The organism is Paenibacillus sp. FSL H8-0261, from assembly GCF_045040645.1.
In the GTDB taxonomy this organism is placed as follows: Bacteria; Bacillota; Bacilli; order Paenibacillales; family Paenibacillaceae; genus Paenibacillus_AQ.
Window position 1 is genome coordinate 1,321,171 of sequence record NZ_CP150297.1, and the last position, 14,475, is coordinate 1,335,645.

General features: G+C 44.3%; 15 protein-coding genes. 13 read left to right on the top strand and 2 right to left on the bottom strand.

Annotation, left to right across the window (positions count from 1 at the left end):
- Positions 1 to 2: 2 nt before the first annotated feature.
- Together MHI27_RS05750 and MHI27_RS05755 are read right to left on the bottom strand one after the other, a co-directional pair.
- Complete coding sequence (locus MHI27_RS05750; protein ID WP_076284019.1) at positions 3 to 650, bottom strand: hypothetical protein; 648 nt, start codon at positions 648 to 650, stop codon at positions 3 to 5.
- A 137-nt stretch (positions 651 to 787) separates the two neighbouring features.
- Positions 788 to 1,207, bottom strand: coding sequence for a MarR family winged helix-turn-helix transcriptional regulator (locus MHI27_RS05755; protein ID WP_076284020.1), 420 nt, complete (start codon positions 1,205 to 1,207; stop codon positions 788 to 790).
- A 175-nt stretch (positions 1,208 to 1,382) separates the two neighbouring features.
- Between MHI27_RS05755 and MHI27_RS05760 the strand changes: the two genes are divergently transcribed.
- The 13 genes from MHI27_RS05760 (at position 1,383) to MHI27_RS05820 (ending at position 14,461) form a co-directional block, all read left to right on the top strand.
- Positions 1,383 to 1,949 carry a sigma-70 family RNA polymerase sigma factor gene (locus MHI27_RS05760; protein WP_149645252.1) on the top strand — a complete coding sequence of 189 codons (567 nt, stop codon included), beginning with the start codon at positions 1,383 to 1,385 and terminating at the stop codon, positions 1,947 to 1,949.
- Positions 1,946 to 2,908: a DUF4367 domain-containing protein gene (locus MHI27_RS05765; RefSeq protein WP_405175798.1), complete on the top strand. Its 963-nt coding sequence runs from the start codon at positions 1,946 to 1,948 to the stop codon at positions 2,906 to 2,908. The genes MHI27_RS05760 and MHI27_RS05765 overlap by 4 nt, the downstream gene beginning before the upstream one ends.
- A 216-nt stretch (positions 2,909 to 3,124) precedes the next feature.
- Entirely contained in the window at positions 3,125 to 3,712 is a 588-nt protein-coding gene (locus tag MHI27_RS05770) for a sigma-70 family RNA polymerase sigma factor (RefSeq protein WP_405175799.1), read from the top strand.
- Positions 3,699 to 4,457, top strand: coding sequence for a DUF3600 domain-containing protein (locus tag MHI27_RS05775; RefSeq protein ID WP_405175800.1), 759 nt, complete (start codon positions 3,699 to 3,701; stop codon positions 4,455 to 4,457). The genes MHI27_RS05770 and MHI27_RS05775 overlap by 14 nt, the downstream gene beginning before the upstream one ends.
- Positions 4,458 to 4,713: 256 nt before the next feature.
- Entirely contained in the window at positions 4,714 to 6,114 is a 1,401-nt protein-coding gene (locus MHI27_RS05780; protein WP_405175801.1) for a helix-turn-helix domain-containing protein, read from the top strand.
- A 122-nt stretch (positions 6,115 to 6,236) separates the two neighbouring features.
- Positions 6,237 to 6,410, top strand: a complete 174-nt coding sequence (locus MHI27_RS05785) for an aspartyl-phosphate phosphatase Spo0E family protein (RefSeq protein ID WP_076284026.1) — start codon at positions 6,237 to 6,239, stop codon at positions 6,408 to 6,410.
- Between the two features lie 234 nt (positions 6,411 to 6,644).
- Positions 6,645 to 7,730, top strand: a complete 1,086-nt coding sequence (locus MHI27_RS05790) for an outer membrane lipoprotein carrier protein LolA (protein ID WP_094872533.1) — start codon at positions 6,645 to 6,647, stop codon at positions 7,728 to 7,730.
- 216 nt (positions 7,731 to 7,946) lie between these two features.
- Positions 7,947 to 9,128: an alanine racemase gene (gene alr / locus MHI27_RS05795; protein WP_339269216.1), complete on the top strand. Its 1,182-nt coding sequence runs from the start codon at positions 7,947 to 7,949 to the stop codon at positions 9,126 to 9,128.
- A 214-nt stretch (positions 9,129 to 9,342) separates the two neighbouring features.
- Complete coding sequence (locus MHI27_RS05800; RefSeq protein WP_025698676.1) at positions 9,343 to 9,624, top strand: CopG family ribbon-helix-helix protein; 282 nt, start codon at positions 9,343 to 9,345, stop codon at positions 9,622 to 9,624.
- 3 nt (positions 9,625 to 9,627) lie between these two features.
- The gene (locus MHI27_RS05805) at positions 9,628 to 9,978 is read left to right on the top strand and encodes a type II toxin-antitoxin system PemK/MazF family toxin (protein ID WP_042124727.1); all 351 of its coding nucleotides are present in this window, start codon (positions 9,628 to 9,630) and stop codon (positions 9,976 to 9,978) included.
- A 156-nt stretch (positions 9,979 to 10,134) separates the two neighbouring features.
- A complete protein-coding gene (locus MHI27_RS05810; protein WP_339245557.1) occupies positions 10,135 to 10,743 on the top strand; it encodes a TetR/AcrR family transcriptional regulator in 609 nt (202 codons plus the stop codon).
- A gap of 171 nt (positions 10,744 to 10,914) precedes the next feature.
- A complete protein-coding gene (locus MHI27_RS05815) occupies positions 10,915 to 12,114 on the top strand; it encodes an MFS transporter (RefSeq protein WP_341127340.1) in 1,200 nt (399 codons plus the stop codon).
- A 118-nt stretch (positions 12,115 to 12,232) separates the two neighbouring features.
- On the top strand, positions 12,233 to 14,461 hold the full coding sequence (locus MHI27_RS05820) for a Tex family protein (RefSeq protein WP_341049858.1): 2,229 nt from the start codon (positions 12,233 to 12,235) through the stop codon (positions 14,459 to 14,461).
- Positions 14,462 to 14,475: the final 14 nt, after the last annotated feature.

The window sequence follows — 14,475 nt, forward strand, 5'->3', positions numbered from 1 at the left end:
TGCTATTTATTTAAAAATACGGTCCGAGTAACTTGTGATTTAGGGTCTACCGTTAGACTTTTGCTATAGCGGATCTCCCCAATAGAACAACCCGGTCCGATGACAATATCTTCACCGCAGACGAGATCTGCTGTCGTTCGATATAACATGATGCTAGTCCCTTCAATCGTTTTGCAGGTGAGCTTCCGGAAGTAGGGGATTAGCGCATTCATTAGCTTCAAAGATGGCTTAACAGTAATGGTACCGCTAGATTTTATGACATCGATTGTGCTTCTGTTTCCTAAACGTAGCTCAATGGATGATTCAGCAGTTAACCTATGGATCTTCACAGCACCTTCGGCATAGAAGGTTTCGAGTGCAGCATCTTGTGCTGCAGAAAAGTATCCAGACGATTGCAGTCTGTCTGCCTGGATGTGTTGAACACGGAGACCTCCCAGATTGATAACCTGCTCGGCTCTACAATGACCTCCAATCGAACAATCACCAGATACTTTTAACTTAGCGGTAGTGACATTCTTCTGTGCACTTAAATGGCCGACAACATCGATGGTATCCGCACGAACATCTTCTTTGAGGGTCAGTGAACCTCTTACTTTCAGAGGTGGACCGATCATTTCCTGGCGTTCAAAAAGATCATTAGCATTGGACATTTACAGGGGCCGCCTTTCGAAATATATTTTAATGATTAAAATATATAATTATTATAATATATAGTCAATATAGTATTTTGGACATAAAAAAACTGCCGTCAGTTTCCTGACAGGCAGCATATATAACCCAAAAGCTTTTAGTTCATCATTTTATCCATTAGCACATTTATTTGTTCTAAGGTTCCTGAGATTTTATCCAAATCCGAGGTAGGAAAGGCTTCAAAGATATGGAGAATCCGCTGATGCCCTTGTTCTGTAAGGACAATATTGACGACTCTGCGATCCTCCTTCGTCCGCACACGTTCGATAAGACCGGCATCTTCCAACTTATCGCACATCGAGGAAGCGGCTCCTGGTGTAATAATGAATCGTTCGGAGATGTCAGTAATGTTCAAGCTACCTATAAGCCTGAGCTGGAACAGCAGTAGGATCTGATTGTGAGTCAGGGTCTCCTGCTTGGTGATCATATCAATGAAGAACTGGGATTTCTGCTGCACATTTGCCATAGATTCCATAACCTTATGGATAGCATATTGTTTATCTTGCTCTGTGCTCATAGCCACGCTCCAATGTACTTTAGTTCCTAAAATATATAGAAGCTATAATAAGCTTGTCAAGTTAAGGGGTTCTCTCTTTCTTTTTAGTATCTTGTAATAGAATTGGAATTATTGCGTATTAACAGTCGAATTTACTTAGCTAAGTAAAATTTTGCTGGAAAGGAGAGTTTGATTGATGCAAGAGCGCGCATTGCTTCACCCCTTTGTTAAAGAGAAAATCCAACAAAAAACGGATATAGATGCTTTATTCACAACGATTTTTGAAACCTTCTATAAAAGAATATTTAACTATATGGCTTATCGGGTTAGCTCACTCCATACGGCCGAGGATTTGACAAGCTTGGTCTTTGAGAAAACATTAGCTAAGCTTTCGACTTATTCCCAGGAAAAAGCTCCTTTGGAGGTATGGTTGTTTGCCATCGCTAGGAATGTGGTCAATGACCATTACAGAAGTCTGAAGCGGCGCAGTTTCTTCTCGCTGGATGCCGTCAAGGAACTGGTTTCTAGCAGGAAAGATCCGGAAAGCATGATCCTCCAGGGAGAACGCAATGGCAAGCTAATTAAAGCGTTGAACACGCTGAACTCGAGGGAAAGAAATATTGTGGCTCTTAAATTTGGGGCAAACCTGAAGAACATTGAGATCGCACAGGTTACGGGGATCACAGAGAGCAACATTGGTGTGATTCTCTACCGGACTATGAAGAAGCTGAAGACTGAAATAGGGAGCGTGGAGCAACTATGAATAGTAAAGAAATACAGCAGAAGTTCTCTGCGGATTTAGATGAAAGTATAAATGACACTGCGAAAGACATAAACGGTGTCGGGGAGTATAAGGAGCTACTGGAGCTTGGCAGAGCTTTGGCCCATAAAGATTTCAGCGAGGGTTCAGACAAGACAGCCATTCTAAATAAGGCACGGAGAACGTATGCCAGCCAAGAGGAGGGGAAAGGATTGCGTACAAAGCATAGATTAAGACGTCCTGCTGTTGTACTAGCGACTTTGCTTGTAGTAGGTACATTAAGTGTAACTTTTGTGCAACCATCCTTCGCACAGGAGCTGTTATCTAAAGTATTGCAAACGATAAATTTAGGACATATTGTAGCCCATGAAGTAGAATACTCTGCGGATTACAATGTGATTCCGGAAGAATTGAAAGGTAAGATTTTTGATAGCAACGGAAATGTACTTTTGACCCCCGATGCAGCTCAAAAGGCTGGTGATGTTTACAATGCTGACGGGGAAAAAATCATAGGGTTTGAAGATGGTAGGTTGGTTACGCAATCTGAGAGGGATCAAGAGAAACCGGAAATATTGATCGTGAAGGATTCTAGCAAGCTAAATGAATATACCATTTTTGATGTGGGATTGCCGGAGTACTTGCCGGATGGTTATACCTTTGATCACGCTGAGTTTTATAAGGACGATAACGATGAAGTAACTAACAGTAAATATATCGACCTATATTTTATTAATAAAGCCTCAGATGAGAGGATTACTATGCAGCAGCGGCACGCTGATGAAGAGACGGCTTATGAGATGTCGACGGACGGTACAATAGAAAAAGTGAAAATAAATGGAGTTGACGCTGTATTGTACAATGGCAAAGCTGTAGACTGGGAAGCCAATGGTGTGTTATACGGTGTAACATCCGCTAACTTGGATAAGGATGATTTGATCAAAGTAGCAGAGTCTATCCACTGATCGATTAGATTAAGTAAATGGCAGGTGGCTTATGCTGCTGATTGGAATGCAGTGATACTGGAAGCCCGCATTGTGCGGGCTTTTTGAATCGAAGCTCTCCCTATAGATTCCCGCATTTAATAAGTACATACTTTTTTTAATTCGTTAAAATAAATCGAACGATATCTCTTTGATTTACCAATATATAGTGTAAGACCGAAGGGGGGATTGAGAGGGATGAAACATCCAAATGAATATTCTCAGCTCATTGCGCTTACGCTAGCCGGCAGTCGTGAAGCGTATGGTGAGCTATATGAAGCAACGATCCGGGATGTGTATCAGACCGTTCATTTCCTCGTTCGCGAAACCTCCGATGTGGATGATATCGTTCAGGAGATTTACATTCAGGTGCACCGTTCTCTTGAACAATTTGACGTAAACCGCCCCTTTAAGCCTTGGCTGATGGGAGTGGTCATGCGGCAAATTCATACCTATCGAAGAAAGAGATGGACGCATCTCCGAATGGTAAAAAAAGTAGAACAAACAGATCTAATGCTGGAGCATGATTTCACGAGTGATGTTGTGGACAGGTTATCTAACCGCCGCCTGCTAGCAAGTGTAGATCGTCTTCCATTTAAGCTGAAGCAGGTGATTATTCTGCATTATTTAAACGAATATTCACAGGAAGAAAGTGCTGCGATACTGGGTATTCCGCTCGGAACCGTGAAATCCCGTATTCACGCTGCACTGCAGAAGCTTCGTCAGAAGCCAGACAATCATACTCTTTTTAAGGGAAAGGTGGAGGACCTGCATGAATTTCAATGAAGAGTTACGGACAGTTCTGCAGGAAGAGGCGAGAAATATAAGTGCCCCACCGGAACTGAAGGAGCAAATATTAAATAGGGCCGTGGCCAAACAAGGGGGAAGACGTATGAAGAAATGGCTCGTGGCAAGTATTATGGCGGCTGCACTATTAATTCCTACTGGAGCTTATGCCGGATATCATTATTTGGCAGACAACATGTATGGATCCCCAGTAACTGCTGCTACGATAGGAGTAACCCAGCAACAATATGACAGGCTTGAAGCCAAACTGCAAAACGCGAAGCAAAGCTTTGACGAAGAGGAATTCACAAAGCTGATGTCCTTACTAGAGGAATTGGGATCTTATAATCTGCAAATGGCCGATGCTGAGGGCGTCTTTCACCTAGAACAGTTAGGTGTGAAGGACCAGAAGGCATATAAAGAGTTACAGGCTAAGCTTGAACCATATTTCGAACAAATAAATGAAGCGAAAACATCAAAGAAATCAGTGCAATCCGTAGATCGTGATGCTTTCTGGAATGGCTTGCTTGAAAAAGCTGAACAGAGGCTTACTAAAAAAGAGTTTGAGGAGATCGAACGATTAATCATAGACTTACAAAGCTATGATGCTAAGGTATTTGATGCAGATGGCAGTGTTCATATGGATCGGCTTTCGAAAGAAGAGATTCAAAACCAAGAGAAGTTAATTGAAATGCTAGACCCTTATATTAAAAAGCTGGATATGATGATTAAACCTAGCTCTTAGTTGAATTTAAATGCATGTATTGAATAACTATTGATAGTAATATCATAAGAAAAACCATCAGAAAAGGTTTATTACACCTTGTATTCTGGTGGTTTTTATCTTTTACTAATCTAAAGTCTATACATTGATCACCGAATAATTGCATAATGAAAAGGAATAGAAAAAAAGTATTTGACCACTGGAATAATTAGACATATATTTATTAAAATGCTATTTGCTTATCTATGAATTATGTTGGCGGAAGGTGGCTTTGATCATGAAGCAGATGACCATTCGTGCAGAACTGGCAGACTATCTCAAGAAGCAGGGGATAACGATCAATCAGTTCGCAGAGGTGTCTAAGGTAAATTCAGGCACGATCAGTAATATCATCAATGGGAATCGCCCAATAGCCATGCAACAATTAGATCGGATTACAGAAGGTATGGGATTAGAAGAAGGCTGCTACTATGATTTGTATGTGGATGAGTGTTTTGTTCACTCCAATCCGAATTGGAGACGTCTTCGACCATTTCTATATCGCTGTGCAGAGCTGGATAAGCTGGAATGTATTGCACGGGTAGTTGGGATCATGATGGATAGCTTATCTTATACGCCTTCGTTATTTGATACTGCAGAAGATTTTTTTACGCTAGGGAAGCACAAAGCAGCAGCGATGTTATATGAGAGTGTGGCTGAGAGTGAGAAGTATCAACATTCAGAGCGGCTGGCTCTTTGCCAATACAGGCTGTTCACGATCGCTTTGGGTGAAGATCGGGATACTAATTTGCGAGCAGCTGTGCAATTTGAAGGATTTGTTAACCGGCTTGATGAGGTGGACCAGCTTGATGCGCTGAAAGATTTGGCGAATACATATAGTGCTTTACGACATTGGGACAAGGTAATGGCAATGGCTAAGGAAATGGGGAATAAAGCAACAATTCAATATCATGCTAAATACGATCGTGCCAGAAAAAGCAGGCTTCAAAAGGAACCTGAAATACCACTATTCTCATATATTCAATACTCTTACATGTTACGTTCAGTAGTTTATAGAGAGCTAGGAGATTATGATAGGGCTTTACATTATGTTAACATGTATATGGATATGAACTGGATTCGGGAAGACACGGAAGAAGCTTTGCAGCTTATGAATCAATGTATGGAGTGGGCACGGGCTAATATTAACTTGCTGCGAATTTTAAAAGGAGATATAACGGTGCTGCCGGAATATGTGGCATATCTTGAACAAAGAGAGGAAGAGATCCTCTCAGGTCTGTTCAAAATCCTTCAAGCAGCTAATTATTACCAATTTAACGTGGATGATATTCTTCTGCAGTTTGAGGGAAAAATATCAGATTGTAGAGATCGTCATCAGCTAGAGATTAGATCCTATAATCAACAAATCTTCGAAGATAGATATACCAACTTGATGGCTGAGATAGCGTTTTATTATATAAGAAGAAATAAATATGAGATTAGTATAAAGTATATAATGGAAAGTTTAGAATATTCAGTAAAAATAAATAGCGAATCATGTATTATAAAATGTGTTGGAATGTTCGAAGAGCTTCGTCATACGGTATCTTTAGAAACGCAAAAAGAATACCGAAACCTAATTAGTAAGGTGCAGCGAATCAACGAAAAGAAAAATGGCTTTGTTGTTAGCAGTGCATAGTAACGTAATTATTACCTTCCTTCTAGTATTTATTAGAATCATTTCTTTATAGTACTGCACTTATTTGTAAAATATAGAATTTGACATATACCTCTAGTATATTAATTTGAGGAGGTAGTGTAATGAATAATCCAGAAATTATCCAAAAGAGAATAGAGGGTGCTAGAGCCAAACTTTATTTAATGGAAAGGGAATACGGTGGATTGTTACATCCAAATGTGATCAGACAGTCGATGAGGTTGGATGAATTAATCAATCAGTACAATAAAGCAATACATAGTGATAATGAGAGTTGAAACAAGAAACTGATCGTATAATTTTCTCTCTATTCAAAAGATAAGACCTACATAATGTTATTACATTTCTGTATAAAACATAAAGCCAGCGCTATGCGTGGGCTTTTTTTGTTTGTATGTTCCTAAAAAATAAATCTAACTCCCAGCTTGTCATGCCCGTCTGCATATTGCGGCCAAGTCCCTCATAGACATGTACTAATCAATGCATTCAAAACAGGTTAAGGGGATGATGTCATGCGCCGGACAATATGGGTACTCGCGATCATTATGAGCGTGGCCCTGGTGATGACGGGGTGCGGGAAGAAGGATGCCGCTTCCGTGGTCAAGGATTTGAACAATGTGGCCGACAAGTTGGAGAGTAAGCAGGGAACGTACCAAGCTTCAGGCATTATGACCCTATTCACCGGCGAGCAGCCGCAGGAGTATAAGGTAGAGGTATGGTACAAGAACCCTTCTTATTACCGGATCAGCTTGGCGAATGTACAGAAGGATATTACGCAGATCGTGCTTCGTAATGATGAGGGAGTGTTCGTACTTACACCAAGTATGAATAAGAGCTTCCGCTTCCAGAGTGATTGGCCGGACAATCAAGGTCAGGTTTATTTGTATCAGACACTAGTTCGGGGCATCGTCTCCGATAACAATCGTCAATTTGTGGAAGATGGAGATAACTATGTGTTTGAGGTAGCTGCGAATTATCAGAGCAATGCCCTTGTGCGGCAGAAGATTTGGCTGGATAAAAAGACTTATGAGCCTAAACAGGTTCAAGTCTCTGATTCTGAAGCCAAGGTAGTTGTAGACGTGAAGTTTGACACCTTTAAATTCGATACAGATTTCACTAAGGATTCCTTTGATATGCAAAAGAATATGACTACAGGTGCTGCTTCAGAAAGTACAGTAGCTCAGGTTGACGAAAATGGAAATCCGGTTGTAGTTCCTGAGGGTCAGGAGCAAGAGGGGCAACCTGTCGCTGCTGAGCTGGGTGACTTTGGTATTATCGAACCGGGGTACGTTCCGGCAGGTGTCGAGTTGAAGGACTCCCATAAAATGGAGGGGAACAAGGATCATGCTGTTCTCATCCGGTATGATGGGGTTTATCAATACACCATTATGGAAGCCCGTCCATTGGACCGTGCAGTAGCATTGGCTCCTGGAACGCTGATAGATCTTGGTTTTACCGCAGGACTTCTGAGTGGTGATGAGCAGCAGACTTTGACTTGGATGTCTGAGGGTATAGAATATCGAATTACAAGTGCTAATCTTCCTGTTAACGAAATGATGCAAATTGCCGCTTCTATGGAGGCACAATCGGGTAAATAATATAAAGTAGGCGGATACTGCGTTTTGTGGGATTCTTTCCTCTACAACGTAGTATCCGCCTTTCTATATTTGCCAGCGCTCCAGCCGCTTTGAACTGAAGCGAAAAGATAACTGAGCTCACATTGACAGCCACCTTCCGTAGCATTACCATGAGTACTAAGACAATGATCATTACAGCTATGACGTTTTACTACAACGTAAGAAGGTGACTTTGAAGTGCAAGCAAGCTATCGACCGACAGTAGCCGAAATTAATCTGGATGAATTGCGTGCCAATTACGAAGCCTTTCGCCGCTACTTGCCGGCAGAGACAAAGTTTATGGGATGCGTCAAAGGAAATGCGTACGGCCATGGAGCAGTGGAAGTGACACGGGAACTGGAAAGACTCGGAGCAGATTATGTTAGTGTGGCTTTTTTGGATGAAGCATTGGAGCTGCGTCAGGCGGGAATACTGATTCCTATACTGGTGCTTGGCTACACTTCTCCGGAAGGAATAGCCGTTGCCTGGGAGAACCATGTAACTGTAACACTGTTCACACCGGAAGTATTAGAGGCTGTTAGACAGCTTCCTATAGATCCGGAACATCGGCTGAAGGTGCATATCAAGATTGATAGCGGGATGGGGCGACTGGGTCTTTTACCAGATGACGCACCCGCATTTATCTCTGAAGTGCAGTCTGTTGCGCAGGCGGAGCTGGAGGGTATGTTTACCCATTTTGCCAAGGCAGACGAACTAGACAAAAGCTATACACTGGAACAGCATCGACGGTTCATGAGCGTGGCGGAAACGCTGCGGGAGCAGAACATTCAGATCCCGATCATACATACGGGCAATAGCGCTACGGCCATTGATTCACCTTATTTATCCAGCAACATGGTGCGGGTAGGCATCAGCTTGTACGGATTTTATCCCTCAACTGAGGTAAACCGTCAGCTGGTAGAACTACATCCGGTAATGACGCTGAAGACGCAGGTTGTATATGTGAAGAGCCTGCCTTCTCATTGGGGCGTCAGCTACGGCACTCGGTACTTCACAGACAGCGAGGAGATTATCGCAACGTTACCTGTGGGGTACGCAGATGGATATTCCCGCATGCTAACTGGCAAAGCGGAGGTGTTAATACGTGGACGCCGCGTTCCTGTCGTCGGAACAATCTGCATGGATCAGTGTATGGTATCACTCAAATCTTTCGCTGAAGAAGCGGAACAAATTAAAGCAGGCGAAGAAGTTGTACTCATCGGCCGTCAAGCTGACGTGATGGTCACGGCAGACGAGTTGGCTCTCCATCTTGGAACGATTCACTACGAGGTAATTTGCATGCTGGCTCATCGGGTGCCGCGCGTTTATATCCGTGAAGGCACACTTCCTAAATTAGTAAATGCTCTGTTACAATCTTAAAGTTCTTGACAGTGATGTTATTCAAGGGAGAAAATAGAAGGAATTGTATCGTTTTAGGAGATATGACTAAAAGCCTATACGAACCGCCATTTCTAGTTTATAATGGGATGCAGCATACTTGATATACTGGCGGCATATATTCCTTGTATAAAATTCCTTGTATATTGCAACACTGGAACACAAGGGCAGAAGGTTTGTGGGGGTGGAAGAGAAGGTGGCCAATTTGCAGAACACCAAAAGAATCATGATCAGCTTGCCCGATCATCTCTTGCAGGAAGTGGACGGAATTGTTCAATTGGAGAATTCCAACCGGAGTGAATTGATTAGGCAGGCCATGAAGCTGTATTTGAGCGAACGGAGGAAACGTTCTATCCGGGAGTCCATGCAGCGCGGCTACATGGAAATGGCTAAGATCAACTTGACCATGGCATGCGAGGCGTTCCTCGCGGAGGAAGATGCAGACAGCACTCTTGGCCGCTTAGTAAGCGGGGTGTAGACATTGATCGTTAAACGTGGCGATGTTTTTTTTGCTGATCTTTCGCCGGTTGTAGGTTCTGAGCAAGGCGGAGTAAGGCCAGTACTGGTAATCCAGAATGATATTGGCAATCGCTTTAGCCCGACGGTAATTGTGGCCGCAATCACGGCCCAAATCCAGAAGGCTAAATTACCTACGCATGTGGAAATTGACGCAGCAGCTCATGGCTTTGACAGAGACTCTGTTATACTGCTGGAGCAGGTTAGGACGATTGACAAACAACGCTTAACTGACAAGATCACCCACCTTGATGATGAGACTATGAAGAAGGTGGATGATTCGCTGCAAATCAGCCTCGGACTGATTGATTTTTAATCACCCAGGGTTATAGATAATCCATGAGATAGGCGCTCGGGTACGAATCCGGGCGTCTTTTGATGTGCATTTTTACGAACTCATGGTAAAAAAGGATTAGGGGTTCACTTTTACAAAATGATCTGATAGTATTAGACCGTACGGTCGGTTTAGGAGGTGCTTAGAATCAGAGGACGTTCAGACGGAGAAGAAACAAAGAAACGAATTGTACTTAAAGCCACACAGCTGTTTGTTCAGAAGGGGTATGCAGCTGTAACAATGAATGAAGTTTGCGTAGCCTCGAATGTTAGTAAGGGCAGCTTATATCATCATTTTCCGAGCAAGGATGAACTTTTTCTATATGTGGTAGAAGAGGATACCGCGCAGTGGTTACAGGCGTGGGAAGATAAGAAAAATGAAATTGTTGGTGTTCAGGAGCGTTTATATGCTTTAGCCGAGCACTATGCAAATGATTTTCAGAATCCGTTGATTCAGGCGCTTGAGGAATTCTCAAGAAGCAGAGTTCATCCGGAAGATATCACTAAGCGGCTTGCTCATTTATATGAGGCTGCCTCGCATGCGTGTCGTGATCTTCTGAAGGAAGGCATGGACACGGGGTATTTTATTAAGGGTGATTTAGAGGATTATGTGATTATTGTAAATGGTATGCTCGAAGGGATCGGAAGAGCTGCTGAATGTTCTATTCCTGAAAAGACTCCGGACGATATCAAAAAATATTACCGGGAATCAGTACGATTGTTATTACAAGGGATATATACGGGATAAGATATAATGGGGCTTGAAAGGAGCTTTACATTCAGGAATCAAGAAGGCTGAAGCTTCTTAAAGGCACCGGATTAGAAGGATTATTTTTTTGCTATAATTTAGACCGGATGGTCGGTCTATACAGGGAAACTATTTGAAGACTTGGCTTTAGAAACTACGGAGGTTAACACAATGTCATTACTACTTAGAAACAGGGGCGCTATGCTACTTGTTATGCTTAATATTTTTCTTGCTTTTACAGGGATCGGACTTGTAGTCCCTATCATGCCTACTTACATGAATGAACTTGGGATCACAGGAAGTACCGTTGGGCTGTTAGTGGCTTCATTCTCCCTTGCCCAATTAGTAGTATCGCCATTCGCGGGCAGGTTATCCGACAGAATTGGCCGAAAAAAAGTGATCGTTGCGGGTCTGATCGTGTTTGCTTTTTCAGAGCTGCTCTTTGGTCTGGCGAATGTGTCCTGGCTCTTGTTCGTTTCAAGACTGCTCGGTGGTGTAGGCGCTGCGTTAATTATGCCAGCAGTTATGGCTTATGTAGCGGACACGACCTCTTTTGAAGAGAGAGCGAAAGGCATGGGGCTTATTAATGCAGCCATTACTACCGGATTTATTATCGGTCCAGGGATTGGCGGTTATCTTGCTGAGCTTGGCATGCGGGTACCCTTTTTCTGTGCGGCTGGTGCGGCTGGGATCGCAGCTCTAATCACAGTTTTGATCTTGCCTGAGTCTCTGTCTGTAGAGAAACGGATGGAAGCGAAGCTATCTAAAAATAATCAGGAGAGCTTCTTCACGCAATTGATGCGTTCTTATCGTGAACCTTACTTTTTCGGGTTAATTATTGTATTTGTTATGGCTTTTGGATTGGCTAACTATGAAACGGTATTCGGATTGTTCGTGGACCATAAATTTGGCTTTACCCCTAAAGATATTGCTTTTGTGATTACCTTTGGCTCAATCGCCGGTGCTGTGGTGCAGGTATCCGCGTTTGGCTGGATTCTGAATAAATTCGGCGAGAATAAGGTAATCTCCACTTGCCTTATAACTGCTGCAATGTTTATTCTGTTGACGCTGTTTGTAAGTGGCTTCTGGGCGATTTGTGCGATTACCTTTGTCGTATTCTTGGCTATGGATATTCTTCGACCAGCGGTAGGCACCCAGTTATCCAAGATGGCGGGGGAAACGCAGCAAGGCTTCGTAGCAGGAATGAACTCTGCTTATACGAGTCTTGGAAATATCGCAGGGCCTATCGTTGCAGGGTATCTTTTTGATCTAAGTATTAACTTTCCATATGTGGCAGCGGCGTTTGTTCTAGCATTATGTTTTATGTTGTCACTTAGTTCTGGAAAAAGGGGAATGGGACAACGCGCTTAAACCACCCAATCTACCTCCTCTCTAGGCTGGACTTTGGAACAGAGCCGATCTGTGATACTATTTTAGTTATGAGAACAAGAATTGTATAAGCAGATTGTGTACGGGAAGAGGGATACTAATGACGGTAGATAACAGCAATACGGGAGTCATTACGGATGAGGCGGCCGCACAGCGGGAGCAGGAATTGATTACTGTAGCGATTGCCAAGGAATTGAACATTAGCCTGAAGCAGGTGCGTACAACGGTTGGACTGCTGGATGAGGGGAATACGATTCCGTTCATCGCCAGATACCGGAAAGAAATGACGGGTGAGCTGGACGAGAATGCGCTGCGTGATATTGAAGAGCGCCTGGCTTATCTTCGCAATTTGGGCGAACGTAAGAAAGACGTTATCCGCAATATTGAAGAGCAGGGCAAGCTGACGAAGGAACTTCATGAACAAATCACCAATGCGGTCAAGCTGCAGGAAGTGGAGGACTTGTATCGTCCTTTCCGTCAGAAGCGTAAGACTCGTGCTAGTGTTGCGAAGGAAAAAGGCTTAGAGCCGCTTGCAAACTGGATGATGGAGCAGCAAAGACAAGGTGACCCACAAACTGAGGCTACGAAATATATAGATGCTGAAAAAGGAGTGGAGACCGCAGATCAAGCGCTTCAAGGTGCACTGGATATCATCGCCGAGAACATTGCAGATGATCCTGCGATCCGCTCTTGGGTTCGGCAATATACGGCAAGTCAGGGCATCCTTGTGTCTGAAGCTAAGGATGCAGAGCAGGAATCCGTATACGAGAACTACTATAGCTATCGTGAGCCTGTACACAAAATGCCACCTCACCGAATTCTCGCCATTAATCGGGGTGAGCGGGAGAATATTCTGAAGGTAGGTATTGAGGTTGTCACTGACAAAATTCATGCCTACATTGCGCGGAAGATTATTAAAGGGCCATCCCCAGTGAAGGAACTGCTAGAAGCTGTAACTGAGGATGCCTATAAGCGCCTGATTGCTCCTTCTGTAGAGCGTGAGGTTCGTGGGGAGATGACCGAGCGGGGTGAGAACCAAGCGATTTCGATCTTCTCTGGTAATCTACGTAGCCTACTGCTGCAGCCGCCCGTTAAGGGACGCTGTGTGCTGGGTGTTGACCCTGCCTATCGTACCGGCTGTAAGCTGGCCGTCGTAGACGATACTGGTAAGCTGCTTGAAGTAGCCGTGACCTATCCTACGCCGCCGAACAACAAGAAAATTGAAGCTGCTGCTAAGTTTAAAGAACTAATTGCTAAATATGGCATTCAGCTCATCGTGATCGGAAATGGGACAGGCTCTCGTGAGACCGAGCAATTTACGGCAGAAGTGATCGCCGAAATTGGCGATCCAGAGCTGGCTTACCTGATCGTTAATGAGGCTGGTGCGAGTGTTTATTCTGCTTCCAAGCTGGCGCAGGAGGAGTTCCCGGATCTGGATGTAGCAGAGCGTAGTGCAGCTTCTATCGCCCGCCGTGTGCAGGACCCGCTGGCGGAGCTGGTGAAGATCGATCCGAAAGCTATCGGTGTGGGTCAGTATCAGCATGACGTCTCCCAGAAGCATCTGGAAGAGAGTCTTAAGGCTGTCGTAGAATCGGCGGTTAACCATGTGGGCGTGGATGTAAATACAGCATCTCCTGCCTTGCTCTCTTATGTGGCTGGCGTTAACGGTACAATTGCTAAAAATATCGTTAAATATCGTGAAGAGAACGGTAAGTTCACGACTCGGAAGCAGCTGCAAAAGGTCCCTCGTCTGGGTGCGAAGTCCTATGAGCAATGTATCGGCTTCCTGCGGATTCCAGGTGGAGACAACACCTTGGATCGCACACCTATTCACCCCGAGTCATATCCGGTGGTGGATCGCTTGTTCCGCGAGCTAAGCCTCGATGTAAATAAGCTTGGCAGCAAAGAAGTGGCTTCACAGCTGGAGGCACAAAATGCCGAGGAGCTGGCTGTGAAGCTGGATGTCGGCGTGCCAACGCTTCGCGACATCCTGGAGAGCTTGCAGCGTCCGGGCCGCGATCCGCGCGAGGAGCTGCCGTTGCCGATCTTCCGCACCGACGTGCTGAAGATCGAGGATCTGGTTCCCGGCATGGAAATGCAGGGAACCGTCCGCAACGTGATCGATTTCGGCGCATTCGTCGATATCGGGATCAAGAACGATGGGCTGGTGCATATATCCCAGCTCAGCGGCAGCTTTGTGAAGCACCCGATGGATGTTGTCTCCGTAGGAGATAATGTCACCGTCTGGGTGATGGGTGTTGACCTGAAGAAGGGCCGGGTCAGCCTGACCATGCGTCCGCCGCGTGTTGAGGCAGGAAGTCTTAGCTAAAGTGAACTAAGTGA

Coding starts and splice junctions, on each gene's coding strand:
- MHI27_RS05785 (WP_076284026.1), top strand. CDS start 6,237: ATGAATAATCCAGAAATTATCCAAAAGAGAATAGAGGGTGCTAGAGCC.
- MHI27_RS05820 (WP_341049858.1), top strand. CDS start 12,233: ATGACGGTAGATAACAGCAATACGGGAGTCATTACGGATGAGGCGGCC.
- MHI27_RS05755 (WP_076284020.1), bottom strand. CDS start 1,207: ATGAGCACAGAGCAAGATAAACAATATGCTATCCATAAGGTTATGGAA.
- MHI27_RS05770 (WP_405175799.1), top strand. CDS start 3,125: ATGAAACATCCAAATGAATATTCTCAGCTCATTGCGCTTACGCTAGCC.
- MHI27_RS05765 (WP_405175798.1), top strand. CDS start 1,946: ATGAATAGTAAAGAAATACAGCAGAAGTTCTCTGCGGATTTAGATGAA.
- MHI27_RS05750 (WP_076284019.1), bottom strand. CDS start 650: ATGTCCAATGCTAATGATCTTTTTGAACGCCAGGAAATGATCGGTCCA.
- MHI27_RS05760 (WP_149645252.1), top strand. CDS start 1,383: ATGCAAGAGCGCGCATTGCTTCACCCCTTTGTTAAAGAGAAAATCCAA.
- MHI27_RS05775 (WP_405175800.1), top strand. CDS start 3,699: ATGAATTTCAATGAAGAGTTACGGACAGTTCTGCAGGAAGAGGCGAGA.
- MHI27_RS05790 (WP_094872533.1), top strand. CDS start 6,645: ATGCGCCGGACAATATGGGTACTCGCGATCATTATGAGCGTGGCCCTG.
- MHI27_RS05780 (WP_405175801.1), top strand. CDS start 4,714: ATGAAGCAGATGACCATTCGTGCAGAACTGGCAGACTATCTCAAGAAG.
- MHI27_RS05815 (WP_341127340.1), top strand. CDS start 10,915: ATGTCATTACTACTTAGAAACAGGGGCGCTATGCTACTTGTTATGCTT.